We start from the raw sequence: 23017 nt of genomic DNA, 5'->3' as shown, positions 1-23017 counted from the left end.
TAAGTCATGAAATGCATGTATTGTCAGGGCACAATGGTGCGCGGACATGCGCCATTTCATATTGATCGTGAAAATATCCACGTCAGCTTCGACAACGTTCCCGCTTGGGTGTGCACGCAATGCGGAGAAGTCTATTTCGAAGAAACCGAGGTAAACGCAGTCCAGGACGTCATCAAGGCTGTAGACGAGCAAGCACACAAGCTTGCACGCACGGCATGAAGTCTACGCCATGGCAGTGAACGTCGAACAAGCCCGTCCAGCCTACGTTTTCCCTCGTGCCCAAGCTCTGGCTTGGGAACCGCCTCAATCGAAGCTCCAGCTTCGATTCCCATGGGGCCGTGCAGGGTCTCAGTGGAGGCGCTCCCAGCGGGGGCCGTGAGGCGTGTCCACGACGGCGATCCCTCGGCGCCTCAACGCTTCGCGCAACCGGTCCGCTTCGTCCCAGCGCTTTTCCCTGCGGGCGGATTCCCGGGCCGAAAGCAGCCGTTCTTCCTCTTCGGAAAGCGGCTGCAGTTCCAGGTCGAAAAGGCCGAGCACGGTGTTGATCTTGTGAAAGACTTCCAGGACCTGGTCCCGTTGGGTTCGGCTGATGGCTTCGCTTTCGAGGATCGGGTTGAGCCGGCGGACAAAACGAAAGAGAGCGGCGAAGGCTTGCGGGGTGTTGAGATCGTCGGCCAGAGCGTCGAAGAAGTTCTGTTCCATGGTGAAAAGCATTTCGGCCAGGGTGGGGTGGTCTTCGCGGTTTTCCCTGGCGTGCTGCAGCCGGTTGATGCATTCGCGCAGGCGGCGGTAGCCTCGGGCGGCGTTGTTGAGAGCGGCATCGGAAAGATGGAGGGGCTTCCGGTAATGGCTGCTCAGGAACCAGAAGCGGATTGCCATGGGTTCAAAGCCCCTGGAAAGTACGTCTTCCAGAAGAACGTTTTCGCGCGGACCGCCGCTCTCCGGTTCCCTGGCCGTCGTCACTCTTTCGGCGAGCATCCAGGTGTTGGCATACGGCTTTCCGGTGATGGCTTCCGCGATGGCCCGAACGTTTTCCAGATGCGGGAAGAGAAAATCGGTGCTGCTCACGCACAGATCGAGCGGGCTTCCCAATTGGCTGATGGCGATGGAAGCAGCGGCGATATGCCAGGTGGGAAGGACGTTTCCCCATTCGGTCTTGACGTAGAACCCGCGCTTCAGTTCCGCCAGCGTGGCGCGCTTGAGCAGGGTGAAGTCCCGGGGGTTGAGTTTCTCGTAGGCCTCCAAGTCCACGGTGGAGCCCGCTCGGGTCTTGCGGGGATCGATCCGTGCCAGTTCTCCGTAGCGTGGAAACTCAGACAGGGCGTAATAGACGGAGCGGAGTTTTTCGTAGGCGTAGCCCTTTTTCAGGAGTTCCCGGGCATAGTCGACCATGGCCGACACATGGTCGGATATCCGGGCGCAGGTGGGGCGGCGAATCCCCAGGCTGTCCATTTCCTTCAGCAGCGCCGCTTCCCGGGCGGCGGCATAGTCTTCCAGTTTGCTTCCCGCCTGGATGGCTCCATGAATGGTCCGGCTGTCCAGATCGGGAATGAGCACGGCGGATTCGGTTTGGAACCCTTTGGTCATGAGGAAACGCACCAGGAGGTCCGCCAGCACGAATCGCCGCGACGCCTGGAGGGTGAGGCTCTGATCCAGGGGGGAACCCGTGATGAAAATCCGGACCTTCCCCTCCTGGACCGGCTTGAAGTCCTTCTTCGCTCTCGAAAGATGGTCGAAGAAGCGGAAGTCGGGCTCCATCATGGTGGTAAAGAGGTTGGTGCTGAGATAGCGGTCGCCTCCGTCGGGGAGTACGGTCACCACGATACCGTCCGTTCTTTCCTGAGCGATCTTCAGGGCCACCGCCATGGCGGCGCCGGAGCTCATGCCGACGAAGATCCCTTCTTCTCGGGCGAGCCGCCGGGCCGTCTCGAAGGCTTCTTCGTCCTTCACGTGCATCACGCTATCCAGGGCATGGCGGTCGAAAATGCCCGGGACGTAGGATTCCTTCATGTTTTTGAGTCCCTGGATCTTGTGGCTGGGATAGGGCTCTACGCCCACCACCTGGATGGCGGGATCGCGTTCCTTGAGGGAGCGCACGAGCCCCATGGCGGTGCCGCCGGTTCCCAGGGTGGCCACCACCACGTTCACCTTGCCGTCCGTCTGTTCGTAGATTTCCGGGCCGGTTCCGTGATAGTGGGCGCCGGGGTTGGCGGGATTGTTGAACTGGTCTGGCATGTAGTAACGGTCCGGATTTTCCCGGACCAGCCGGTAGACCTCTTCAATAGCCCCGTCGGTTCCCAGGTTGCCCGGCGTGAGAAGCAGTTCGGCGCCCAGGGCCTTGAGGATCTTCTGCCGTTCCATGCTGGCGGTTTCCGGCATGGCGAGGACGATCCGGTAGCCCTTGACTGCGGCCACCATGGCGAGCCCTATTCCCGTGTTGCCGCTGGTGGCTTCGATGATGGTCTTTCGGGCCGTGAGTTCTCCGCTCTTTTCCGCCGCTTCGATCATGGAAAGCGCCGCCCGGTCCTTGATGGACCCGCCCGGATTCTTCATTTCCAGCTTGGCGTAGACCGTGACGCGGGGATTGGGATTGAGCCGGTTGATTCGAACCAGCGGCGTATTGCCGATGCACCCGAGAATATTACCGAATACGTTCTTCATAGCGGATGAGAGACTCCAGCTGAAATGCCGTAAGGACCAAAGGCGGCCGCCCGAGGCGAAGCCTTTAGAATATAGGCGGATACCGGAAATGTTGTCAAAACGTTTCCCTGGCCGGCACTGCGGGGCGCTCAGCGGCGGTTCTCTTGCGGCTTTTTCCCTCGGCCGAAAAGAGGTAAAAGAAACCCTCGCGATTTTTATGGATTCCGCATCCTTCGAACGCTAAGCCTTCACAGAGTGCAGACTATGACGAACCAGGCTCTCCAGGAACATCTCGCCGCTCTTCTGGAAAAGGGCGTGACGGTCATCACGGAAAGTGAGCGGCTGGCGCACCAGCTGCTCTACGCCTGGCGACTCGCCCGCGCCGCGACGGAATCCGGCGGCTGGGAAAGGCCTCAAATCTTTTCACTGAACGGTTTTCTCAGGCGGATCTGGGAATCGGCGTGGCCGAAGGAGATGCCGGCGCGCGCCCTGTACCGTTGGCGCGTGCTGAGCGACTGCCTGCGGAACCAGCCGCCGCCGGGGCCGCTGGCTGCAGACGCCGCACTGGTCCTTGAACTGGACGACACCTTCAGGTGGTGCCTCCGCTACGGGCTGGATCCCGGCGAAGGTGGATCGTCCAACGAACTGGTGCAATGGCGGCGCGGGGTCTGGCGGCGATTTCGGGAAAGAATGGAGACCGCCGGATTCTTCCACGAAGCCGAACTCCCCCGGCGGCTGGTCGAAGCGCGGGAACGCGGACGAAGGCTTGCCTCGGGGCCTGTGGCGGCCGTGGGTTTCGAATTCGCCGGAACCTGGGAGAAGCGGCTCCTGGAGATGCTGGTGAAGAAAGAAGGGGCCAGGGTCTTTCCCCTTCCTCAAGGGAACGCGGAAAACGCTTCGTTTCTCGCCTTTGCGGATCGAGAACAGGAAAGGCACGGCATTCTTGAGCGGCTGGACCAAGATGCGCGCCGAGGGGCGCTTCATGAAACCGCGGTGGTGTTGCTGGATCCAGAGCACTATCGGGATGGATTCCGAAAACTTCTGGCCGATGTCTACGGAGCCCCGCTCCAGGGTTCTCTGGCCGCCTACAACGTTCCCGGCGGCGATTCACTGGAACGATCGCCCATATTTTGCGCCGGGCTGCTTCCACTGGAATTTGCCGTCCAGGGGGAGCGGCGTGTGGACCTGTTGAGCCTCTTTCGTTCGCCCTATTTCGGCAGGTTTGCCCCCCGAACGCGGGCCCTGTGCCGGTGGGATCGGCTGTGGCGGGAAAAGGCGGTGGAAAAAGGCCTCGCGCTCTTGCTGTCGGTCGTGCCTCCCGAGGTGCGCGCGGTGCTTCCGGAGGGAGGCGAAGAGGTTGCGCGCGCGGTTTCCGGCCTTCGATCGACGGGCCTTCGTTCGGGGTCCGACTGGGTGCGCGCCCTTCGGGCCGCCTGGGAAGAACTGGAATTTCCCGTACTTTCCGGGGAAGAGGACCGCAACGAGTGGAAGCATCTGAAACAGGTTCTGCCGGCTTTCGAACAGGCGTTCGGGGACGAGGCGATGACGGGCGGAGACTTCCTTGGGTGGATTCGGGAGGCGGCCCGGCAGGTGGTGGTTCAGCGGAAGGGGACGGAAGAGGCCGGCTTCCAGGTGATCGGCGCACTGGAAGCCCGCGGCCTGGTTTTCAGGAGGCTTTACGTGCCCGGCCTGGTCCTGGGCGTCCTTCCCCAGCCGGCGCGGTCTTTTCCGTTCCTGTCGCGGGAGGAAAGGAGCGCGGTTCAAGGCGGTACGGTGGAAAGCCAGCTGCGATTCGGGGAGCATCTCTTCCACCAGCTTCTGGCCGTGGCGCCGGAAGTGGTGTTCACACGGCCTGGAGCCGACGAGAAGGGAGAACCGCTCCCGCCGTCTCCTTTCTGGTTGCAGGAAAGGGAGCGGTCCTCGGGGACTTCCAGCGTCTGGTTGGACCCTGGACCGGCGCTTCAGCGGGCTTCCTGGGTGGCGGAAGGCCTGGCGGCTCTGGCCGGCCGCCATGCTGAATCGGGAGCCGCGGCGAAATCGTTGGAAGGGCCGGGGACTCTGGAGCCTGCGACTTCGGCCGCCGCAGCCATGAACCCGGCGGCCGTTTCGACGGCAACGAACCTGCCGGCTGCCCTGGCGGAACAACTCGTCCCGCGGCAAATCCAAGCGACGGAACTGGAGACGCTCCTCAAGTGTCCTTGCCTCTACCTGTTTCGGCACGTGCTGGGCGTCGAGCCGCTTCCTGATGCGATTCGGGGGCTGGACCCCAGGGAGCGGGGCCGTGCGGTGCACGGGATACTGGCCGCGTTCAGCGCCCGGGCGGAGGAGATCAAGCGCCGAGAGCCGGCCCGCTGGAATTTCCAGACCCTCGAAGCGCTCCTGCGCGATCAGCTGGCGAAGGCCTGGCGCGAGGTCGATTCCATAGCCTACTGGCAGGTCGAAAAAAAGCGACTACTCGGCGTGGGGGAGGCGGTCAGAGGACTTTTGGTGGTGTGGCTGGAAAAGGAATGGGAGCGGCTGGAGTCGGGCTGGTCCTGGGTCTTTGCCGAAAGAGCGTTCCAGGGGCTCGAAATCCGCGGCGTTCCGGTGACTCTCAAGGGTCGCCTGGACCGGCTGGATCATCATCCTGAAGAAGGATGGATCTGCTGGGACTACAAGACGGGTCGGCCGCCTTCGACGAAGGAAATCTTCACTGAAATGTCCCGGCCCCAGCTGCCCGCGTACCTGCTGGCGGTGAAGCGGGGCGTCGTGCCCGGGTTGAGCCTGGAATCGGACCGCCTGGAAGCCGGATTCATCGAACTCACCTCCGCCGGAAACGTCCGGCACATCGTGGTACTCAAGGATTCAGGGCAGCTGGACACCTTCCTCGCCGACTGGGAAACGCGGGTCGGCGAGGCGCTCGCGGCCCTATTGCGTGGCGAACTGGTACCGCGATGGAGCGGCGAGGATCGGGGTTGTGCTTCGGAGTGTCCGTATGCGCTCCTTTGTAGCGCTTTTCTGCAAGACGTCACTCATTGCGCGCAGGAGCGACAAGAGGCTGTCTGAGTATACCCTAACGGAAAACCGGGCCGATCGTCTGTAGGAGCCGGCTTGCCGTGGCCCCACTTCCACCTTGTTCCCAAGCTCCAGCTTGGGAACACAACTGTGCAGAAGCTCCAGCTTCGATCCACAAGGCCGTTCCCAAGCCAGAGCTTGGGAACGAGGGGAGTTTATGAGCTTGTTTTGGAGAAGCTCTAAGGCGTCTGGAACCAATGGTTTTTCTTTGATTTGACGGCGATTATCCGTGGCGGTATAAGTACGTTCGTTTAGCTTCCACCCACATAAATCTGGGTTCTGGGTTCTGGGTTCCTGGTTCTGGGTTAACAGAAATCCTTGTGCGGGGGGATTAAAGGGAGACGGAGGGGCGGTCCATGAAGATCGGGGTTATGGGAACCGGCGGTGTCGGGGGCTACTTTGGAGGACTTCTCGCGCGTTCCGGAAGCGACATACACTTCATCGCACGCGGAAAGCACTTGAGGGCGCTCCAGGACGAGGGGCTTGAGCTGGTCACCAACCACGGGAATTTCAGGGTGAGGATTCACGCCACCGCCGAAGCGGACGAAATCGGGCCCGTGGATCTGCTCCTTTTCTGTGTCAAGTCCCACGATACCGATCAAGCGGCCCAGCTTGCCGAGCCCATGGTGGTGGAAGAGACGGTGGTGCTTTCGCTTCAGAACGGGATCGACAACGTGGACAAACTGAGCGCCCATTTCGGCCGCGAAAGGGTGATGGGCGGGACCGCCTACATCGAGTCCACCATCGCGTCCCCCGGAGTGATCGCACATACGGGCAAGCCGGGGCGCCTGGTGTTCGGTGAACTCAACGGCGAACGGACGGCTCGTGCCGAAGCCGTGCTGGACGTTTTCTTGAAAGCCGGGATCGATGCGGAGTTGACCACCCGTATCCACGAGGTATTGTGGTCGAAGTTTCTTTTCATTTGCGGCGTGCACGGGGTGAGCACCCTGTCGCGTTCAACGTTGGGCCTGGTTCTGGCCAGCCCCGAAACCCGCGACCTGCTGGAAAACGTCATGCGGGAAGTGGAAACGCTGGCCCGAAAGCGCGGCATCGCCCTTGAGGACGACGTGGTCCGGCAGTCGATGGAGCTTGCCCAGTCCTACAACAAGCGCTTCAAATGCTCCATGCTTCGGGACCTGGAATGGCACCGGCCCATGGAGATCGAAGCCCTGAACGGCATGGTGGTGCGTCTCGGCAAGGAAGCGGGAATTCAGACACCCCTGAACCAGGTCATCTACGCCTGCCTCAAGCTCGAAAACAAAAAAATCATAAATCCTGTCTGGGCCAGCCAGTTGACGGACTGAACACCTTTCCTGCGTCAAACGATCCCAGGGGGTCCCGCCGTTACGCCCGGCCGGTGGTTCCGCTTCAGTGAAGGAACGCCTCGATGCCCAGTTCTTTCGCCCGGCGGCGGACGCGTTCCACCACCTCCGGATCCATCACGATATCGTCGGGCCACGGACGGTCGTGGCCGTCTTCCGGTCCCTTCCGGGTGGCGTCCACCACGATGCGTCGACCCCGTTTCAAGATGTCCCGCTTTGGGTCCACATTGTTGAAAATCTTCCATAAGACCAGCGAGGCGTCGTTCAGGTCGATCCACGCGTCGCAGAGGCACGCGATGGAAAACGCCGTCAACCCGGGGTGTTCCAGGAGCTGCGTGGCCAGCCGGCGGCTTGAGAAGGAACCGTCCTTGGCGACGTTCAAGAGGAGCGCCGGGTTGCGAACCGCGAGGTGCGGAACCAAGAACCCGGTGAAGGCTCCCGATAGGTCTTCCAGCGCCTTGTGGACGTTCGATATGTCGGGAAGGCGTGGAGCCTCCGGAAGTGCGCGGCCTCTTTCGCCCGCCAGCCGGCGGGTGGCGTCCAGGCCCACCTTGCCGCCGAAAAGGGGTTCCGGGGCGCTGTGGTCCAGGACGTCCAGGACGCCTTCCGTCACGTATAGATCCGATTCCAGGTCCGATTCATTGAGGATCGTCTCCAGGAGCCGCCTCGGGTTCTTCAAATCGACGTCCGCGTCCACCACCACCAGCGCCTTACAGAAGCTCATCTGCCCCTGCCCCCAGAGGGCGCTCATGACGCGGCGTGCATGTCCGGGATACTCCTTGTCGATGGCCACCACCGTGATGTTGTGGAAGACGCCTTCCCAGGGAAGCCAGTAATCGCGGATTTCGGGAAGCACGGCGTTCAGCAGGGGCAGGAAGAGCCGCTCGGTGGCCTTGGCCAGGTAGCAGTCTTCCATGGGCGGCCGGCCCACCACGGTCGCCGGGTAGACGGCTCCCCGCCTGTGGGTGACGGCCGTCACATGAAAGACCGGGTACTCGTCGGTGAGGGAATAGTAGCCCGTATGGTCACCGAAGGGGCCTTCCAGGCGGCGTTCTTCGGGATCCACGTAGCCTTCCAGAACGAACTCGGCTTCCGCGGGAACTTCCAGGTCCACGGTCAGGCACCGGGCCATGGGGACCGGCTTTCGGCGGATGAATCCGGAAAGGATCATTTCGTCCACGCCCCGGGGAAGAGGGGCCGTGGCCGCGTAAGTGGTCGCGGGGTCGGTGCCGATGGCGACGGCCACCGGCATGCGCCGGCCGGCCTTTCGGTATTCCTGATAGTAGTGGGACCCGTCCTTGTGGATGTGCCAGTGCATGCCCGTGGTCTTCGCGTCGAAGACCTGGAGCCGGTACATGCCGGCGTTCCTTCTTCCTGTCTTCAGGCTTCGCGTGATCACCACAGGAAGCGTGATGAAGGGGCCGCCGTCCAGGGGCCAGCACTTGAGGACCGGAAGAATGCCCAGGTCCACGGCCCGGTCCCGATAAACCACTTCCTGGCAGGGTGCCTTGTTGACCCGGCGAGGGAAGAACCGGAGGAGATCCCAGCCCAGGGGAAGCAGGCGGACGGCGTCCCCAAAGGACTTGGGCGGCTCCATTTCGATGAATCGCCGGACACGGTGAGCCAGCACATCCAGATCGGGCACCCCCAGCGCCATGCAAATCCTGCGTTCGCTTCCGAAGGCGTTGGTGAGCACCGGAAAGTGACTGCCGGTGACGTTTTCGAAAAGCAGCGCCTTGCCGCCTCCGGGGCTTTTGCTGGCAAGATCCGTGATCTGGGTGATCTCCAGGTCTCTGGATACGGGCGCCTGGATGCGCAAAAGTTCTCCGGCCTTTTCCAAGGCGGCCGCAAATGCTCCAAGGTTTCGGTAAGCCCTCTGGGTCATGGTTTCACTTTCGTTGGGTTTCAGGTTGCCCGCGGTTCGAATCGGCCCGCTTCCCAAAAAGAACCGCCGCGCCGCTGGGTTTCCACATGTTCAAGGCTTCCGCGCGGTGAGGACGTAGGTGACCCCGCCCAGGAGCGGGGTCACCGATTCCGGTCGGAACCCCGACCGCTGGACGATGGCTTCCATGGCGTCGGGGCTCACGAAGGCCCCGACCGACGCGGGAAGATATTCGTATGCTTCCCGGTCCTGGGATATCCAGCGGCCCACCGCCGGGAGCACGGTTTCGAAGTAGAAGAGGTAAAAGCATCGGAAGAGAGGGTGGGTGGGCAAACTGAATTCGAGGATCAACAGGCGGCCGCCGCTTTTGAGGACCCGGTGGAATTCCTGCAAGGCCGCTCCCATGTCGGGGACGTTTCGAATGCCGTAGGCGATGGTTACCGCGTCGAAAGACCCGTCGCGACAGGGAAGGTGAAGGGCGTCGCCGACCAGGACCCGGTAGCGGCCGTCAACGATCCGCCGGGCTTCCGCCTTGGCCATGGCCCGTTTCAACATTTCCGGGGCGAGGTCGACTCCAATGATGTGCAGCGAGGGTTCGCGGGCCAGGGCGGCGAAAGCGAGATCTCCCGTTCCCGTGGCCACGTCCAGGAGGCGGGATCGAGGAGCGGGAGCCAGGATACGGGCGGCGGACCGCCGCCACCACAGGTCGAGCCCGGCGGACAGGAAATGGTTCAGGAAATCGTAGGTGGCCGCGATGCCATCGAACATCTCTCGGATGCGTCGCTGGTTCTTGTCTATGGAGACGGGTTTCACGGTGGGGGAAGCCTTTCAGACGAAGGCGCGGTCCAGGAAGATCGCCAGAATAAGCAGGACGGAGACCGCGCTGTTGACGTGAAAAAAAGCGATGGGGATCTTGTCCAGTCGGCTGGGCCGGACCAGAAGATGTTCCAAGAGGAGCAGGGAACCGATGACGACGAGCAACGCTGTGTAGATGCGCCCCAACTGGAAAAGCGGCTGAAGTGCCAGGAGCAGCAGAAAGGTGGCGCCGTGGAGGGCTGATGAAATCAGGAGGGCGGCGGGGATGCCCCAGCGTGAGGGGATGGAATGCAGCCCGGCCCTGCGGTCGAAGTCGACGTCCTGGCAGGCGTACAAGATGTCGAATCCGGCGATGTAGGTCATGAGCGCCAGCGAAAGGGGAAGGATCCGGGGGTCCAGGCCGCCGGTCCAAGCGATCCAGGCTCCCACTGGAGCCAGGCCGATGGCGAATCCAAGGAAAAGATGGGAAAAGACCGTGAAGCGCTTGGTGTAGGAATAGAAAAAGAGGACCGCCAGGCAGGGGACGGCCAGCCACAGGCACAGGCGGTTCAGCATGGCGGCGCTTCCCACGAAAACCGCGGAAGAGGCGCCGACGAAAAGAAGCAGGGACCGGGAGCCGATTTCCCCCGTGACGGAAGGACGGCTGACGGTCCGAGGATTCCGCCGGTCGTACCGCCGGTCCGCGTAACGATTGAAGCCCATGGCGGCCGATCGGGCTCCGGCCATGGCGATGACGATCCAGAGAAGTTTTCCCCACGAAAAAGGATGGGTCTGCGCCGCCAGGACCACCGAAGCCAGTGCGAAAGGAAGGGCGAAAATGGTGTGGCTGAAGGCGATCAACCTGCCGTAGGTGAAAAGCGAACGAAACCGCATGACGGCCGCCGGGATCGAGAAAATCGGGTACGTTTGGGATAAACCGCTAGTCAAGGACGAGCACATTTATTAGCATAAGCGGCTTGGGATGCAACCGACTTTTGCTTTACGGCCGCCGAGCGTCCGCACACCTTAGCCTGTTGGCGACTTCAGCGGGCCGGCCGCCGGAGCCTTGAAGCGGCGGATGTGAAGCCCCCGCTTCAGAGGGATGCAGCATGTTGGTGATGAGGTACGCTCGATCGTATGGATGTCTGGTGAGCAAACAAGGAGACCATGACGACGTTCAAGAAAGGCCGGGAACTGGACGTTGAAATCGAAAAACTCGCCTACGGGGGCCAGGCCCTCAGCCGGGTGGACGGTTTCGTCGTCTTCGTGGACGGGGCCCTTCCCGGTCAAAGGGCCAGGGTGCGCATCTCGAGGAAAAAACGAAACCACGCGGAAGCTCAGCTGTTGGAAGTTCTCCGGCAGACGCCGGACTACCGGGAACCGTTCTGCGAGCATTTCGGCGTCTGCGGCGGCTGCCGCTGGCAGGACCTGGCGTATGAAAGACAGCTCTACTGGAAGCGGCGCCACGTGCTGGAATGCCTCCAGCATCTCGAAGGTGTGGCTGAAGAGGTGGTTTCCGATGCGGTGCCTTCCCCTCAAGTGACCGGCTACCGCAACAAAATGGAGTACACGTTTTCCGACCAGCGTTGGCTTTCGCCCGAAGAAATCGCCGCCCAGGAGGTGGTCTACGACCGTTGCTTCGCCCTGGGGTTGCACGTCCGCGGTTTTTTCGATCGCGTCTTCAACGTGAACCGCTGCCATCTCCCGGTTCCGGAATCCATGGAGATTTTGCGGTTTGTCCGTGAGTGGTGCCGCGAAAGCGGGCTGCCGGCCTACAGCATCCGAAACCACCGGGGGTTCTGGAGGTTTTTGGTGCTTCGCGACGGCAAGCGCACGGGGCAGATGCTGGCTCACCTCATCACCGGCGACCTTCCTGGGGGCGCCTCCGCCGTGGACGCCCTGGCGGAAACGCTCCGGGCACGTTTTCCCGCGCTGTCCACGGTCGTGCACTCGGTGAACACCTCGCGCGCCCAGGTGGCCGTGGGGCCGGTATCCCGAACCTGCTTCGGTCCGGGCTTCATCGAAGAAAGGCTCGAAGACCTCACCTTCCGCATTTCCGCCCATTCCTTCTTCCAGACCAATCCACTGGGAGCGGAAGCGCTCTACCGCACGGTCCGCGAGTTCGCCGGGCTGACGGGGGTGGAAACGGTCTGGGATCTTTACTGTGGAACGGGAAGTATCGCGCTCTTTCTGGCTCGTCGGGCGCGGGCCGTCGCCGGTTTCGAGGCGGTGGCGGAAGCCGTGGAGGACGCTTACAGGAACTGCGCGTTGAACGGCATCGAAAACTGCCGGTTCCGCGTCGGGGACCTGAAGGACGTCATCGGTCAGGCGTCCGATGCTCCGGCGGGGCTGGGCCGTCCGGACGTGGTGGTGACGGATCCTCCGAGGGCCGGCATGCATCCCAAAGTGACGGCCGCGCTGCTGCAACTGGCGCCTCGGCGTATTGTCGCGGTCTCCTGCAATCCTTCAACCCTGGCCCGGGATCTTTCGCTCCTCCAGGAAAGGTATCGAATCATGGAGGTTCGACCCTTCGATCTGTTTCCGCACACCCCGCACGTGGAATGCGTGGTGCGGCTGGAACGAAAGGGTTGATGCTTGTGGGGACGCCGGAAAGGAAAAGACGGGGCGGCGGGTGCGGCCGAAAGCCGGGCCCGGTGGCGGAGCTCTGGAGCGGGATTCGATGACGGCCAAGAAAAAGAAAAACAGGAGCGGAAAGCCCCCAAAGACGGGTGGAAGGCGGGCCCGGTGGCTCAAAGCCTTGCTGGTTTTCGGGACGGTAATCGTGTTTCTGGGCGGCGGCATCTTCGTCTACCTGGCCGTCCAGGTGGACAAGCGGTTCGGGGCCAAGAGATGGAGTGTCCCCGCCACGATCCTTTCCGATACGGTGATCCTCTACCCCGGCCGCTCGCTTTCTCTTACCGACGTCACGCAGATGCTCGAAAGGCGGCTTTATCGGCCTTCGAAGACCGGTGACTTGAAGCCCGGGGAGTTTCATGCGGGCCGGGATCGGCTGAAGGTCTACTTCCGGGATTCTCAGCTTCCGGGGAAAAGGCTCCCCTCCCGACTGGTGACGCTCCAGTTTCAAAACGGACGGCTGAAGGCCATCGCGTCGCCGCAGGAGCCGCTTCCCTACCTGGAAATCGAGCCGGTGGTGCTGGACCGGTTGTTCGGGCCGGAGCGGGAAAGCCGGCATCTGGTGAACATCCGCCAGGTGCCCCAGCACCTGCTGGACGCGGTGACCGCCATCGAGGATCACCGGTTCTTTGAACATCCCGGCGTGGATTGGTGGGCCATCCTGAGGGCCCTGTGGACGGACCTCAGGGCCGGCCGCGTGGTTCAGGGCGGTTCCACCATTACGCAGCAATTGGTGAAGAACTATTTTCTTTCCTCCGAACGGACGCTGCGCCGCAAAGTCATGGAAGCCGCGCTCGCCCTGGTGATTGAAGTCCGCTACAGCAAGGAAGAAATCCTCGAGATGTACCTGAACGAAATCTACCTCGGGCAGCGCGGCAGCGTGGCCGTTCACGGGGTGGGGGAAGCGGCCCGGTACTACTTCGGACGGAACGTGGAAGACCTCACCCTGGCTGAATCCGCGGTGCTGGCCGGCATGATCCGTGCCCCGAACCGATATTCCCCGTACCGTAACCCGGACGCCTGCAAGGAACGCCGCGCGATGGTGTTGCACCGCATGCGGGAGATCGGGAAAATCTCACCAGAGGAGCTCGAGGCCGCGCTTTCGGAGCCGATCACGGTGGCCCCGTCTCATCTGCCGGTCAAGGCGGCGCCCTATTTCACCGATTACGTCCGGTATCAGCTCGAGGAACTCTACGAGCCGGAAGTCCTCGCTTCCGAAGGGCTCCTGGTCCACACGAGCCTTCACCCGGAACTGGCCTTCGCCGCGGAGCGGGCCGTGGCGGAAGGACTTCGGGAGTTGGAAAAGGCGCGGCCGAAACTCAAGGCTTCCGATCCGGAGAAGGCCCTTCAGGCGGTCCTGCTGGCGGTTCAGCCCAGGACGGGGGAGGTCCTGGCGTTGGTCGGAGGGCGGGACTACGCCGTGAGCAATTACAACCGAGCGCTGTTCGCCCGGCGGCAGCCGGGATCGGCCTTCAAGCCTTTTGTCTATCTCGCAGCGCTTGACCAGTTCACAGCCGTGAGCTGGCTCTTGGACGAACCGATCACCTACCGGACCAACGGAGACCTCTGGTCTCCCCGAAACTACGACGGCCGTTATCGGGGGCGGGTACTGTTCCGAGATGCCCTCGCCCATTCGTTGAACGCCGCAACGGTCAACCTGGCCATGCAGGTGGGACTGGAACGGATCATCGCTACGGCGCGCGCCCTTGGGATTCAGTCCGAAATGCGCCCGTTTCCCTCGCTGGCCCTGGGGTCTTTCGAAGTCACGCCGTTGGAACTGGCCACCGCCTATGCCACACTCGCCAACGACGGGCAGCGTCCCTTCCTCTTGAGTCTTCGGCGCGTGGTGACCGCCGAAGGGACGGTGGAGCAACGCCGGTACATGGACCTGGAATCCGTGACGTCTCCAGCCAAGGCGTTCCTGATCACTCACCTGCTCCAGGCGGTGGTGCAAGAGGGAACCGCGCGGCGCGCCCTTTCCATGGGAATCGATTTTCCCTGCGCCGGTAAGACCGGTACCACCAGCGACTATCGGGACGCGTGGTTCGTGGGCTACACCAGCGACCTGCTGGTGTTGGTCTGGGTGGGATTCGACGACAATCGTTCCACGGGGCTGTCGGGTTCCAGCGGCGCGCTTCCCATCTGGATACGGTTCATGAAAAGTGTGGAACCCTGGATGAATCCGAGGGAATTCCAGATCCCCCCGGGGGTTGTGGAACGTCTCGTGTGCCCGGTTTCAGGGGAGCTGGCCACGCAGTACTGTCCGGAAAGGATCATCGAATATTTTCTGCCTGAAAACACACCAAGGAGTGCCTGCAGTTACCATGCGCCGAGGTAGAATGGACGTCCTAACCTATGAGGGAGACACGTGATGCAAGACAACACCCGATCGCATTCCCGTTGGCTTTTGGTCGTTGCTTGGGCGCTGCTGGTCGGGGGGTGCGCGCCGCGAGCGGCCGTTCACGTCCCCGTGGAATGGCGTTACCCGCCTGAGAAGCCCCGGCAGGCGTCGACTCCGTCCCAATCGCAGCAGCCGATCCTGGCGCCCGATGCTCCCATCCAGGAACGCGACGTGAGCGGGGCCGAAGGCGCCGCAGCCGGTGCGAGTCAGGAACCGGCGACCCCTCAGCGCCTGGCCTCCACGGGCTTCGTGGAACAGGGTGACGCTCACTTGGCTCAAGGAAACGCGGATGAGGCCATCGCCTTTTACGAGCAGGCCGTCCAGGTGGACGCTTACAACGGCGACGCCTTTTTCGGGCTGGCCAAGGCATGGCGCCGGAAAGGGCAGCTTGCCCGGTCCCTGGAATTCGCCAGGAAGGCCGAAATCCTCTTTCAGAACAGAACGTCAAAACTGAAGGACGTGTACCTCTTTCAAGCCGATCTCCACCAGGCGCTGAACGACCCCGAAAAGGCCCGGTGGTATCGCGATCGGGCCGCACGGCTGTGATGTTCGTTCAGAGGAGTGGACGGCATGGAGTCCAAATCGAAATCGGGGGCGGGAGCAGCGGCGGAAAAGGGGCATCGCCCGTTTCTTCTGGTGATGCTCTTTTTCGCCCTGTACCTTGCCTACATCATCCTGAGGCCGTTTCTTCACACGCTTATTCTGGCCGTGGTCCTGGCGTCGCTCTCCCAGCCGCTACAGGACCGGTTGGTGCGCGCCTACCGGGGGCGAAGAAACGCGGCCGCCTTCACGGTGATTCTGGCCGTCGTCTTTCTGATCGCGCTGCCCTTTTTCTTTTTCGTGACCCAGCTGGTGGATCAGGGCGTGGAATCCATCAACCAGGTCACCGAATGGATCCGGGCCGGCAACCTGGAAAAGATGGCCGAACACCCATTCTTCCTCAAGATGACGGCTTGGGCGAACCATCAGCTGGATTTCCTTGACCTTTCGACGGTGAGCTTCAAGGAACCGCTGCTTCAGTTCAGCAAGAACTTCGGCCAGTTCCTGATCAGCCGTGTCGCGGGCCTCCTCGGAGACATGGCGACTCTCGTCACCCATTTTTTCATCATGCTGTTTGTGACCTTCTACGTCGTCCGGGACGGCCGGGAGATGGTCCATGCCGTGAAATACCTCTCGCCGCTCCGGGAAGAACAGGAAGACCGCATCCTGCTGAAGGTCAAAATGGTCACCCGTTCGGTCTTTCTGGGGAGTTTCGCCACGGCTCTGTGCCAGGGCATCGTGGGCGGGGTGGGGCTGTCCATCGTCGGTATCCCCGGACTCTTCTGGGGATCGACCATGGCCTTCGCATCGCTCATCCCCTTGGTAGGGACGGCGCTGGTGTGGATGCCCGCTGTGGGCTACCTGTTGTTTCTGGGAAAGTGGAAATCCGCCCTGTTTCTTGCCGCCTGGTGCGTGGTTTTCGTGGGAAGCATCGATAACTTCCTGAGGCCCTTTTTCATGCGGGGGCAGTCGGATATGTCCCCCTTTTACATCTTCCTCGCCATCATCGGCGGCGTCCAATACTTCGGGCTGGTGGGCATCCTCTACGGTCCCTTGATTCTCGCCTTCGCCATGGTGATGCTCTACATCTACCAGATCGAATACCGCGATCTGCTCGAATCGGAACACCCGCCGGTTCCGTCCGTGTCGGCTCCCGCGGAATCCGAAAAATAAAGGGCGGTTCGGAAGTCCCGAACCGCCCCGGCGCCCGGCGGTGTCAGTGGGAGTTGGCGAAAAAGCGGTTGAAGGCGTTTACGTAGGCCCGGGCACTGGCTTCGATCACGTCGGGACTGGTGCCGATGCCCGAATAGATGGCTCCGCCGATCTCCACGCGGACCATGGCTTCCCCCAGAGCGTCCTTACCCATGGTGACCGCTTTCAGGTCATAGTCCCTGAGGGTGCCCTGCTGCCCTATGATACGTTCGATGCAATTGAAAACCGCATTCACGGGGCCGTTTCCCGTGGCGGCGTCCGTGAAGGCGGTGCCCTCCTTCATCAAGGTGACCGACGCCAAGGGTGTCATGGTGCTTCCGCTCATGATCTGGAGGCTCTCGAAGGTGTAGGTTTCAGGTACCTTGCTCAGTTCGATTTCGACGATGCTGTTGAGATCCTGGCTGCTGATTTCCTTTTTGCGGTCGGCGACGTTCAGGAACCGCTGGTGGACCCGTTCGAACTGTTCCGGGGTCAGGTCATAGCCGAGTTCCTTGAGCCGGTGTCTCAGGGCCGCGCGGCCGGACCGGGCGGTCAGAACCAGCGTGTGCGCCTTGATGCCCACATCTTCAGGCCGGATGATTTCGTAGGTGCTCCGATCCTTGAGGATGCCGTCCTGGTGGATCCCGGAGGAATGCGCGAAGGCATTGGCTCCGACGATGGCCTTGTTGGGCTGCACAGGGATGTTCATGAGTCGGCTCACCATGCGGCTGGTGCGGTAGATCTCCGTGGTCCGGATGTCCGTGTGAGCGTCGAAGAAGGCCTCGCGGGTCCGGATCGCCATGACGATTTCTTCCAGCGACGCGTTCCCGGCCCGTTCCCCCACGCCGTTGATGGTGCATTCCACCTGTTCGGCGCCGTTTCGAACGGCCGCGAGCGTGTTGGCCACCGCCAGGCCCAGGTCGTTGTGGCAATGGACGCTCAATCGGACCCGGTCCAGGGCCGGCACTGTTTCCTTCAGTTTGAGGATGAGTTCTCCAAACTGGTCGGGAATGGCGTAGCCCACCGTGTCGGGGATGTTGATCACCGTCGCCCCCGCCTGGATGCAGGCGTCCACCACACGGCACAGGTACTCGAAGTCGCTCCGGGACGCATCTTCGGTGGAATATTCCACGTCCTCGCAGTATTTCTTGGCGTACCGTACCGCGTCTACGGCCCGTTGCAAGGCGCTTTCGCGGTCCTGGCGGAGCTTCTTCTGCAGGTGAATGTCGGAAGATCCGAGAAACACGTGAATGCGAGGCCTTTCGGCCTTCTGCACCGCTTCCCAGGCGATGTCGATGTCCTGAGGCACCGCGCGGGCCAGCCCGGCGATGACAGGCCCCTTGACCTGTTCGGCGACGGAACGCACCGCCTGCAGATCTTCCGGGGAGGAGCAAGGGAACCCCGCCTCGATCACGTCCACGCCCAGCTTGGCCAGCTGTTCGGCGATTTCCAGCTTCTGGCGCCGGTTGAGTTTCGCTCCGGGAACCTGTTCGCCGTCCCGCAGCGTGGTGTCGAAAATGTGAATTTTTCGGCTCATGATACCTTCCTTTCGTTTCGTGTTGGAATCCTCGATACGATGGTCCCGTTTCGCCAGAGGCGGTTCGGGCGGGTCAGATGAATCCGCTGGGCCAGCAAGTCCCATGTCCTTCACCTCCTTCCATGCCGAAGATTTCGTTTCGGAGTCCAGTCAAAAGAAAAGGCCATGGGCGGGAACCCATGGCCTTGTCTTTTGCTTTGCGTCGCGATGGCTTATGGCGACCGCAAGAGGAAGACGCCGGGTTCCCAAACCTGGGCCCGAAGGCACAGCAAAAGAAGGAGCAGAGCCAGGTTGGTCAGGGTTCCCGTCATCATCGACTTCCTTGGGCGTTCAACCACGAAGGTCCAGGCGGTGGTCTCTCAGATGGTCAGGCCGATACAGAACACGGTCACGATTTCAAGCAGAAACAGGAAGATGTAGATCGCGTACTTGTGCGGCGGGAAATCCTCGATGATCCTGTTGGCTTCTTCCATGGTCCGGACGGCGTCCATTACGGCCTCCGCTGAGTGTTGGACAAGTCCCGCAACTTGAGCGAACTGAGTCTTGAAGCGTATTATAAAAGCGGTCATGGAAAGATCAAGGAAAAAACAGGAAGCCGTCGGGATGTTGCACCATGGAGATACCTGTGGGTTCAAGGATGGGCGGACTCGAGATCCCTGCTGACGTGGGCCGTGTGCTGGACCTGCTGCTGGTGGCCGGCAGCAGGTCATGGGTGGTCGGCGGCGTGCTGCGCGATCACCTGCTGGGAGCCGCCCCCAGGGACTGGGACCTGGCGACGGAAGCGGCGCCGGAGGAGGTCCTTCGGATTCTCCGTCCTCACTTCACCGTGGTTCCCGTGGCGCTGAAGCACGGGACCGTCCGGGCGATCACCCCGAAACGAGAGGTGGAGATCACCAGTCTTCGCGGGCCAGGTGTGGAGGGATTGCTGCGGGACCTAGGCCGCCGGGATTTCACCATCAATGCCATGGCGTGGGCATATCCCGACGGAGGGCTCCTGGATCCCGGCGAGGGGAAAAAGGACTTGGAGACCGGCTGCCTTCGGGCCGTGGGAGATCCGCAAGCTCGGTTCCGGGAAGATCCGCTGCGAGTCCTCAGAGCGGCCCGGTTCGTGAGCTGCCTGGGTTTTCGAGTGGATGCAGCCACTTACCGGGCGCTCAGATCCGAAGCGGAAGGACTCCGGAAGGTGGCCGTGGAACGGGTCCGCGACGAAATGTGCCGTTTGCTTCTCGGAAGCTACATCGAGCCCGCCTTTTCCCTGCTTCGAAACGGCCGGCTGCTCCCATGGATCCTTCCGGAAATCTTGGAAGGCTTCGGTGTGCGTCAGAACCGGTATCACCGCCACGATGTGTATCGGCACACAATCCAGGTCGTACGAAACGCTCCGGCGCGGCTCCCGGTACGCCTCGCCGCGCTGCTTCACGACATCGGCAAGCCTCGCGTCCGGAAAAGCGTCGGCGGAGAATTCCGGTTCCACGGACACGCCGCGGCCGGTGCCGAAGTGGCCGCGGCCGTCCTCACCCGGTGGCGGCTTCCCGGGAGACTGGTCCAGGACGTGGTCGTTTTGGTCCGGAACCACATGCTCCTGGGAAGCGACCGGTGGAGCGGCGCCGCAGTGCGGCGTTTCATCCGCCGCGTGGGCAAGGAACGCCTTCCCGACCTTTTCGACCTTGCGCGTGCGGACCGGTTGGATCACGTGGATCCGGAAGCGTCCCTGGCCGCCCTGGATCGGCTGAAGGTTCGGGTTCGGGATGAACTGGAAAAAAGTCCGCCCCTGGAGCGGGGGGAACTGGCCATCGACGGGGCCGACGTAATGGACCGGCTGGACATCGGGCCGGGACCCATGGTGGGTGAAATCTTAAAACGGGTCCAGGAGCTGGTGCTCGACGATCCTGAAAAAAACGACAGGCAGAGACTCCTGGATTGGATACAGTCCAGGTACGGATCCTTGCCATCGAACTGAGTACAGGTCCACAGAATAACGTGTTTCCTCTCGTTCCCAAGCTGGAGCTTGGGAACAAGGTCAAAAAATCCCCCCTCTCCCTTGATGGGAGAGGGTTGGGGTGAGGGTGGGAAAATTAGTGTATGTCAATTAGTTACATTCCCCTCCCCTTAATCCCCTCCCACAAGGGGAGGGGAAACAGCCTTCATCGCGGCGAGGGCGCCGTTCCCACAACGGCTCGTGTCCTGTAGGAGCCGGCTTGCCGGCGAAGCGGCTACGGAGCAGTTTCATCACCGGGAAGGGGCACGTCGAAGCGCTGGAGGTCCCGGCCCATCGCGGCCCCCGGGTGTTCCTTCCGGGCTTCCTGTTCGAGCCGATCGAGATCCTCGTCCTGGTACCGGGGACTCAGGTGCACCAGGACGCACCGGTGCGCTCCGGCCTTCCGGGCGGCGCGGGCGGCCTCCGCTACGGTCATGTGGCCTTTTTCCCGGGCGTGTTCGGCCTCGGCGGAATGGAACATCCCGTCGAGAAAGGCGATATCGACGCCCCGGCACAGTTCGACCACGGCTTCCACGGGCCGGGTGTCGACCGCGTAAGCGATGCGCCGTCCCCGCCGCCGCGGGCCGAGGATATCGGCCGGAGTGATTTCCGTGCCGTCCGGCAGCATGACGGTTTCGCCTCGCTGGAGCCGTCCCCGGAGCGGGCCGGAGGGGATCCCCAGGGCTTCCGCCTTTTCCGCATGGAAGCGCCCCGGGCGGTCAGGTTCTTCCAGCCGGTATCCCAGGCAGAACCGGGTGTGCTCCAGGGGCAGCCAACTGATGCGGACCGCTTCGTCTTCCCAGGCCACAGGGCTTCGATTCTCGGCCCATTCCACGAACCGGACCGGAGGGGCGAGGTGAAACCCGAGAAGTCGCTGGGTCGATAGGACGAATTCCCGAATGCCGGGAGGCCCGAGGACCGCGAGCGGGCAGGGGTTCGGGATCTGGGAGCGAAGCATGAGGAGGCCGGGAAGTCCCAGGCAGTGGTCCGCGTGGAGATGGGTGACGGCGAGGACCGCGAGCCTGCCCAGGCCCATCCGGGCCGCCTTCAGGCCGATCTGAGTTCCTTCGCCCGCATCGAAAAGATAAAGCCTGCCTCCCGTCTTCACCGCGACGGACGTGAGCAGCCGGTGGGGCATGGGCATCATGCCGCCGCTTCCAAGCAGAACGCATTCCATCGGGACGCCTCTTTCCGCTCCTCCGGCGCGTTTCGATCGCCTTGAGTTTCTTTCCGTCCGGATTCGATGATCTTACCGCCCTTTCCTATGCCTGCTGGATGCTGCGGGAAACCGGTAGATTCATTGAACCGGCCGCGCACATCGACACCAGTGCCATGGCGGCCGACGGCCGCCGCCTCACGGGTTCTTCCCCAGCTGCCGGGATCTCAAGGCGGCCGCCTGGACCGCCGTCATGATGCCGCCGCGGATGCCGGAGTCTTCCAGCACCTGCAGGCCGTGGATGGTGGTGCCGCCCGGGGATGTGACCAGGTCTTTCAGTTCCGCAGGATGTTTTCCGGTTTCCCGGAGCATGGCCGCCGTTCCCAGGGCGGTCTGCACCACCAGGTCCCGGGCGATGGCGCGGGGAAGGCCCATGAGCACTCCGCCGTCCACGAGGCTTTCGAGGACCAAAAGGATGTAGGCCGGGCCGCTGCCGCTCAGGCCCGTCACCGCGTCCATCCATTGTTCCTCGACCTCGAGCGCGATCCCTACCGCCTTGAACAACGCCAGGGCCTGGGCCATCTGCCGGTCCGCCACACAGGGGCCGCGGGCGAGGGCGGAAGCGCCCTGAAGGACGAGTGCCGGGGTGTTAGGCATCGCCCGGACCGCCGGGGTTTCGGCGGGAAGGGCTTCGACCAAGGACGAAAGGGACACGCCGGCCGCGATGGAGACGATCAACGGGCGATGGGCCAGGTGGTCCCGGATGCGTTCCAGAACCTGGAAAACGTTTTGGGGTTTCACGGCGATGACGACGATCCCGCAGGAACTCGCGATCCGGGCTTCGTCTTCAAGGATGGAAACCCCGTAAGCGGCCGCCAGGTGCGCGGTGCGCGACTTGCTCACATCGCAGACATGAACACGCTCCGGGGGAACGAGTCTCGCCTTCAGAAGCCCCCTAATGAGCGCTTCGCCCATGTTGCCGCCGCCTATGAAGCCGATGTGAACCTGCTCGAACACGTTGTCCTCCTTTCCGTCCGTTTCGTGAGCCGTTGTCGGATGCCCGAAAGGCTTGTGCCTTCCGAATCCTTTCGCTAAGATTGTTAATGCGGCGGGCGACGCCCCGAAGGCGTTGCCGCCGCCGACCGTCGTCCCTCTCTTGAATAGTTTCCTCAAGTCACTTTTGGATCGAGGTTCGTCAGATGAACGCGATCGCGGCCCACGAACTGCCCTCTCCGAAAGAAAGCCTGCTCAACAACGGAGAAGTCGTTGTCCTGAGGCTCCTGGAAACCGTGGACGAAGAGGCGCTGCGGAAATTCTTCGAGGGTATTCCAGACCGGGAAGTGGAAACGCTCCGGGACGACGTGCGCAACCCCCGGACCATCTCGCGCTGGATCGAGAGCCTCGACTACCGGTACGTCACACCGCTGGTGGCCTGGGACGCCGCCATGAAGGGGATCGTCGCCGTCTGTACCCTCCACCGGATGAAGGGTGTGTACCGCCACGTGGCCGAAATCCGAATCGTCGTCGGCACCTCCCACCGGAAGTTGGGCCTTGGATCCACGCTCATCAAAGAACTGGTCGAAATCGGCACTCGCCAGGGCCTCTTTTTCCTCAGAGCCGAGATTCTGGCGGAAAATCAACTGGCGGTGAAGGCTTTCCGGCAGCTGGGCTTCGAGGTCAAGTGCACCCTGGAAGACTACTTCATGACCGCCGCGGGCAAGACCCGGGATGTGGTCCTGATGATGAAACGATTGCGGTTTGCCCTTGAAGAAGACTTCTTTTATGTGTTCTGAAAACGCCCGGGGCGCCGATGGCGGCTGCAGGGGGCCGGCCGCTTGGTCGTTAGGGCGATTTTCGGTGAAGGAAGGTACCGGATTCGCTGTTGAC

The 23017-nt window shown here is 62.3% G+C and carries 17 protein-coding genes; 9 read left to right on the top strand and 8 right to left on the bottom strand.

Annotated features, from left to right (window positions below):
• The first annotated feature begins 6 nt into the window (after positions 1 to 6).
• Positions 7 to 219, top strand: coding sequence for a type II toxin-antitoxin system MqsA family antitoxin (locus tag FDQ92_RS04345; RefSeq protein WP_137423445.1), 213 nt, complete (start codon positions 7 to 9; stop codon positions 217 to 219).
• A gap of 129 nt (positions 220 to 348) precedes the next feature.
• On the opposite strand, the gene cysK is transcribed toward FDQ92_RS04345, so the two are convergent.
• Positions 349 to 2661, bottom strand: coding sequence for a cysteine synthase A (cysK, locus tag FDQ92_RS04340; RefSeq protein ID WP_137423444.1), 2313 nt, complete (start codon positions 2659 to 2661; stop codon positions 349 to 351).
• 243 nt (positions 2662 to 2904) lie between these two features.
• On the opposite strand from cysK, the gene FDQ92_RS04335 reads away from it, so the two are divergent.
• Both FDQ92_RS04335 and FDQ92_RS04330 read left to right on the top strand, forming a co-directional pair.
• On the top strand, positions 2905 to 5685 hold the full coding sequence (locus tag FDQ92_RS04335; protein ID WP_137423443.1) for a PD-(D/E)XK nuclease family protein: 2781 nt from the start codon (positions 2905 to 2907) through the stop codon (positions 5683 to 5685).
• 365 nt (positions 5686 to 6050) lie between these two features.
• Positions 6051 to 6998 (top strand): ketopantoate reductase family protein, encoded by a 948-nt coding sequence (locus FDQ92_RS04330; RefSeq protein ID WP_137423442.1) that lies wholly within the window; start codon positions 6051 to 6053, stop codon positions 6996 to 6998.
• Positions 6999 to 7062: 64 nt separating this feature from the next.
• Here FDQ92_RS04330 and FDQ92_RS04325 read toward each other — a convergent pair whose 3' ends face one another.
• The 3 genes from FDQ92_RS04325 to FDQ92_RS04315 all read right to left on the bottom strand — a co-directional run bounded on the left by FDQ92_RS04325 (position 7063) and on the right by FDQ92_RS04315 (position 10587).
• A complete protein-coding gene (locus tag FDQ92_RS04325) occupies positions 7063 to 8901 on the bottom strand; it encodes a menaquinone biosynthesis decarboxylase (RefSeq protein WP_137423441.1) in 1839 nt (612 codons plus the stop codon).
• A gap of 90 nt (positions 8902 to 8991) precedes the next feature.
• Positions 8992 to 9711 (bottom strand): bifunctional demethylmenaquinone methyltransferase/2-methoxy-6-polyprenyl-1,4-benzoquinol methylase UbiE, encoded by a 720-nt coding sequence (ubiE, locus tag FDQ92_RS04320; protein ID WP_137423440.1) that lies wholly within the window; start codon positions 9709 to 9711, stop codon positions 8992 to 8994.
• A gap of 15 nt (positions 9712 to 9726) precedes the next feature.
• The gene (locus FDQ92_RS04315; protein ID WP_137423439.1) at positions 9727 to 10587 is read right to left on the bottom strand and encodes a UbiA-like polyprenyltransferase; all 861 of its coding nucleotides are present in this window, start codon (positions 10585 to 10587) and stop codon (positions 9727 to 9729) included.
• A gap of 273 nt (positions 10588 to 10860) precedes the next feature.
• Here FDQ92_RS04315 and rlmD point away from each other — a divergent pair, with 273 nt between their 5' ends.
• The 4 genes from rlmD (at position 10861) to FDQ92_RS04295 (ending at position 16441) form a co-directional block, all read left to right on the top strand.
• Positions 10861 to 12285: a 23S rRNA (uracil(1939)-C(5))-methyltransferase RlmD gene (gene rlmD / locus FDQ92_RS04310; RefSeq protein WP_137423438.1), complete on the top strand. Its 1425-nt coding sequence runs from the start codon at positions 10861 to 10863 to the stop codon at positions 12283 to 12285.
• An 88-nt stretch (positions 12286 to 12373) separates the two neighbouring features.
• The gene (locus tag FDQ92_RS04305; protein WP_137423437.1) at positions 12374 to 14665 is read left to right on the top strand and encodes a PBP1A family penicillin-binding protein; all 2292 of its coding nucleotides are present in this window, start codon (positions 12374 to 12376) and stop codon (positions 14663 to 14665) included.
• Between the two features lie 33 nt (positions 14666 to 14698).
• On the top strand, positions 14699 to 15274 hold the full coding sequence (locus tag FDQ92_RS04300) for a tetratricopeptide repeat protein (protein ID WP_137423436.1): 576 nt from the start codon (positions 14699 to 14701) through the stop codon (positions 15272 to 15274).
• A 24-nt stretch (positions 15275 to 15298) separates the two neighbouring features.
• The gene (locus FDQ92_RS04295; RefSeq protein WP_137423435.1) at positions 15299 to 16441 is read left to right on the top strand and encodes an AI-2E family transporter; all 1143 of its coding nucleotides are present in this window, start codon (positions 15299 to 15301) and stop codon (positions 16439 to 16441) included.
• A 43-nt stretch (positions 16442 to 16484) separates the two neighbouring features.
• Here the strand turns inward: FDQ92_RS04295 and FDQ92_RS04290 are convergent, their stop codons facing one another.
• Both FDQ92_RS04290 and FDQ92_RS15870 read right to left on the bottom strand, forming a co-directional pair.
• The gene (locus tag FDQ92_RS04290) at positions 16485 to 17996 is read right to left on the bottom strand and encodes a 2-isopropylmalate synthase (RefSeq protein WP_137423434.1); all 1512 of its coding nucleotides are present in this window, start codon (positions 17994 to 17996) and stop codon (positions 16485 to 16487) included.
• A gap of 359 nt (positions 17997 to 18355) precedes the next feature.
• Positions 18356 to 18487 (bottom strand): hypothetical protein, encoded by a 132-nt coding sequence (locus FDQ92_RS15870; protein ID WP_281276844.1) that lies wholly within the window; start codon positions 18485 to 18487, stop codon positions 18356 to 18358.
• Between the two features lie 134 nt (positions 18488 to 18621).
• On the opposite strand from FDQ92_RS15870, the gene FDQ92_RS04285 reads away from it, so the two are divergent.
• Positions 18622 to 19956 (top strand): CCA tRNA nucleotidyltransferase, encoded by a 1335-nt coding sequence (locus tag FDQ92_RS04285; protein ID WP_170180182.1) that lies wholly within the window; start codon positions 18622 to 18624, stop codon positions 19954 to 19956.
• Positions 19957 to 20209: 253 nt separating this feature from the next.
• Here FDQ92_RS04285 and rnz read toward each other — a convergent pair whose 3' ends face one another.
• Complete coding sequence (gene rnz / locus FDQ92_RS04280; protein ID WP_137423432.1) at positions 20210 to 21151, bottom strand: ribonuclease Z; 942 nt, start codon at positions 21149 to 21151, stop codon at positions 20210 to 20212.
• Between the two features lie 177 nt (positions 21152 to 21328).
• The gene (proC, locus tag FDQ92_RS04275) at positions 21329 to 22147 is read right to left on the bottom strand and encodes a pyrroline-5-carboxylate reductase (protein ID WP_137423431.1); all 819 of its coding nucleotides are present in this window, start codon (positions 22145 to 22147) and stop codon (positions 21329 to 21331) included.
• Between the two features lie 182 nt (positions 22148 to 22329).
• On the opposite strand from proC, the gene FDQ92_RS04270 reads away from it, so the two are divergent.
• Positions 22330 to 22923, top strand: a complete 594-nt coding sequence (locus FDQ92_RS04270; protein WP_137423430.1) for a GNAT family N-acetyltransferase — start codon at positions 22330 to 22332, stop codon at positions 22921 to 22923.
• The last annotated feature ends 94 nt before the right edge of the window (positions 22924 to 23017 follow it).

Source organism: Desulfoglaeba alkanexedens ALDC (assembly GCF_005377625.1).
Classification (GTDB): domain Bacteria; phylum Desulfobacterota; class Syntrophobacteria; order Syntrophobacterales; family DSM-9756; genus Desulfoglaeba; species Desulfoglaeba alkanexedens.
The sequence above is the reverse complement of the archived record's forward strand: the minus strand, read 5'-3'. Positions and strand labels throughout refer to the sequence as shown.

Bases quoted from the DNA above. Each gene is read 5' to 3' on its own strand.
- cysK (WP_137423444.1), bottom strand. From the start codon at position 2,661: ATGAAGAACGTATTCGGTAATATTCTCGGGTGCATCGGCAATACGCCG.
- FDQ92_RS04345 (WP_137423445.1), top strand. From the start codon at position 7: ATGAAATGCATGTATTGTCAGGGCACAATGGTGCGCGGACATGCGCCA.
- rlmD (WP_137423438.1), top strand. From the start codon at position 10,861: ATGACGACGTTCAAGAAAGGCCGGGAACTGGACGTTGAAATCGAAAAA.
- FDQ92_RS04295 (WP_137423435.1), top strand. From the start codon at position 15,299: ATGGAGTCCAAATCGAAATCGGGGGCGGGAGCAGCGGCGGAAAAGGGG.
- FDQ92_RS04305 (WP_137423437.1), top strand. From the start codon at position 12,374: ATGACGGCCAAGAAAAAGAAAAACAGGAGCGGAAAGCCCCCAAAGACG.
- FDQ92_RS04325 (WP_137423441.1), bottom strand. From the start codon at position 8,901: ATGACCCAGAGGGCTTACCGAAACCTTGGAGCATTTGCGGCCGCCTTG.
- FDQ92_RS04315 (WP_137423439.1), bottom strand. From the start codon at position 10,587: ATGCGGTTTCGTTCGCTTTTCACCTACGGCAGGTTGATCGCCTTCAGC.
- FDQ92_RS04270 (WP_137423430.1), top strand. From the start codon at position 22,330: ATGAACGCGATCGCGGCCCACGAACTGCCCTCTCCGAAAGAAAGCCTG.
- FDQ92_RS04300 (WP_137423436.1), top strand. From the start codon at position 14,699: ATGCAAGACAACACCCGATCGCATTCCCGTTGGCTTTTGGTCGTTGCT.
- FDQ92_RS04290 (WP_137423434.1), bottom strand. From the start codon at position 17,996: ATGAGCCGAAAAATTCACATTTTCGACACCACGCTGCGGGACGGCGAA.
- rnz (WP_137423432.1), bottom strand. From the start codon at position 21,151: ATGGAATGCGTTCTGCTTGGAAGCGGCGGCATGATGCCCATGCCCCAC.
- FDQ92_RS04330 (WP_137423442.1), top strand. From the start codon at position 6,051: ATGAAGATCGGGGTTATGGGAACCGGCGGTGTCGGGGGCTACTTTGGA.
- FDQ92_RS04335 (WP_137423443.1), top strand. From the start codon at position 2,905: ATGACGAACCAGGCTCTCCAGGAACATCTCGCCGCTCTTCTGGAAAAG.
- FDQ92_RS15870 (WP_281276844.1), bottom strand. From the start codon at position 18,487: ATGGACGCCGTCCGGACCATGGAAGAAGCCAACAGGATCATCGAGGAT.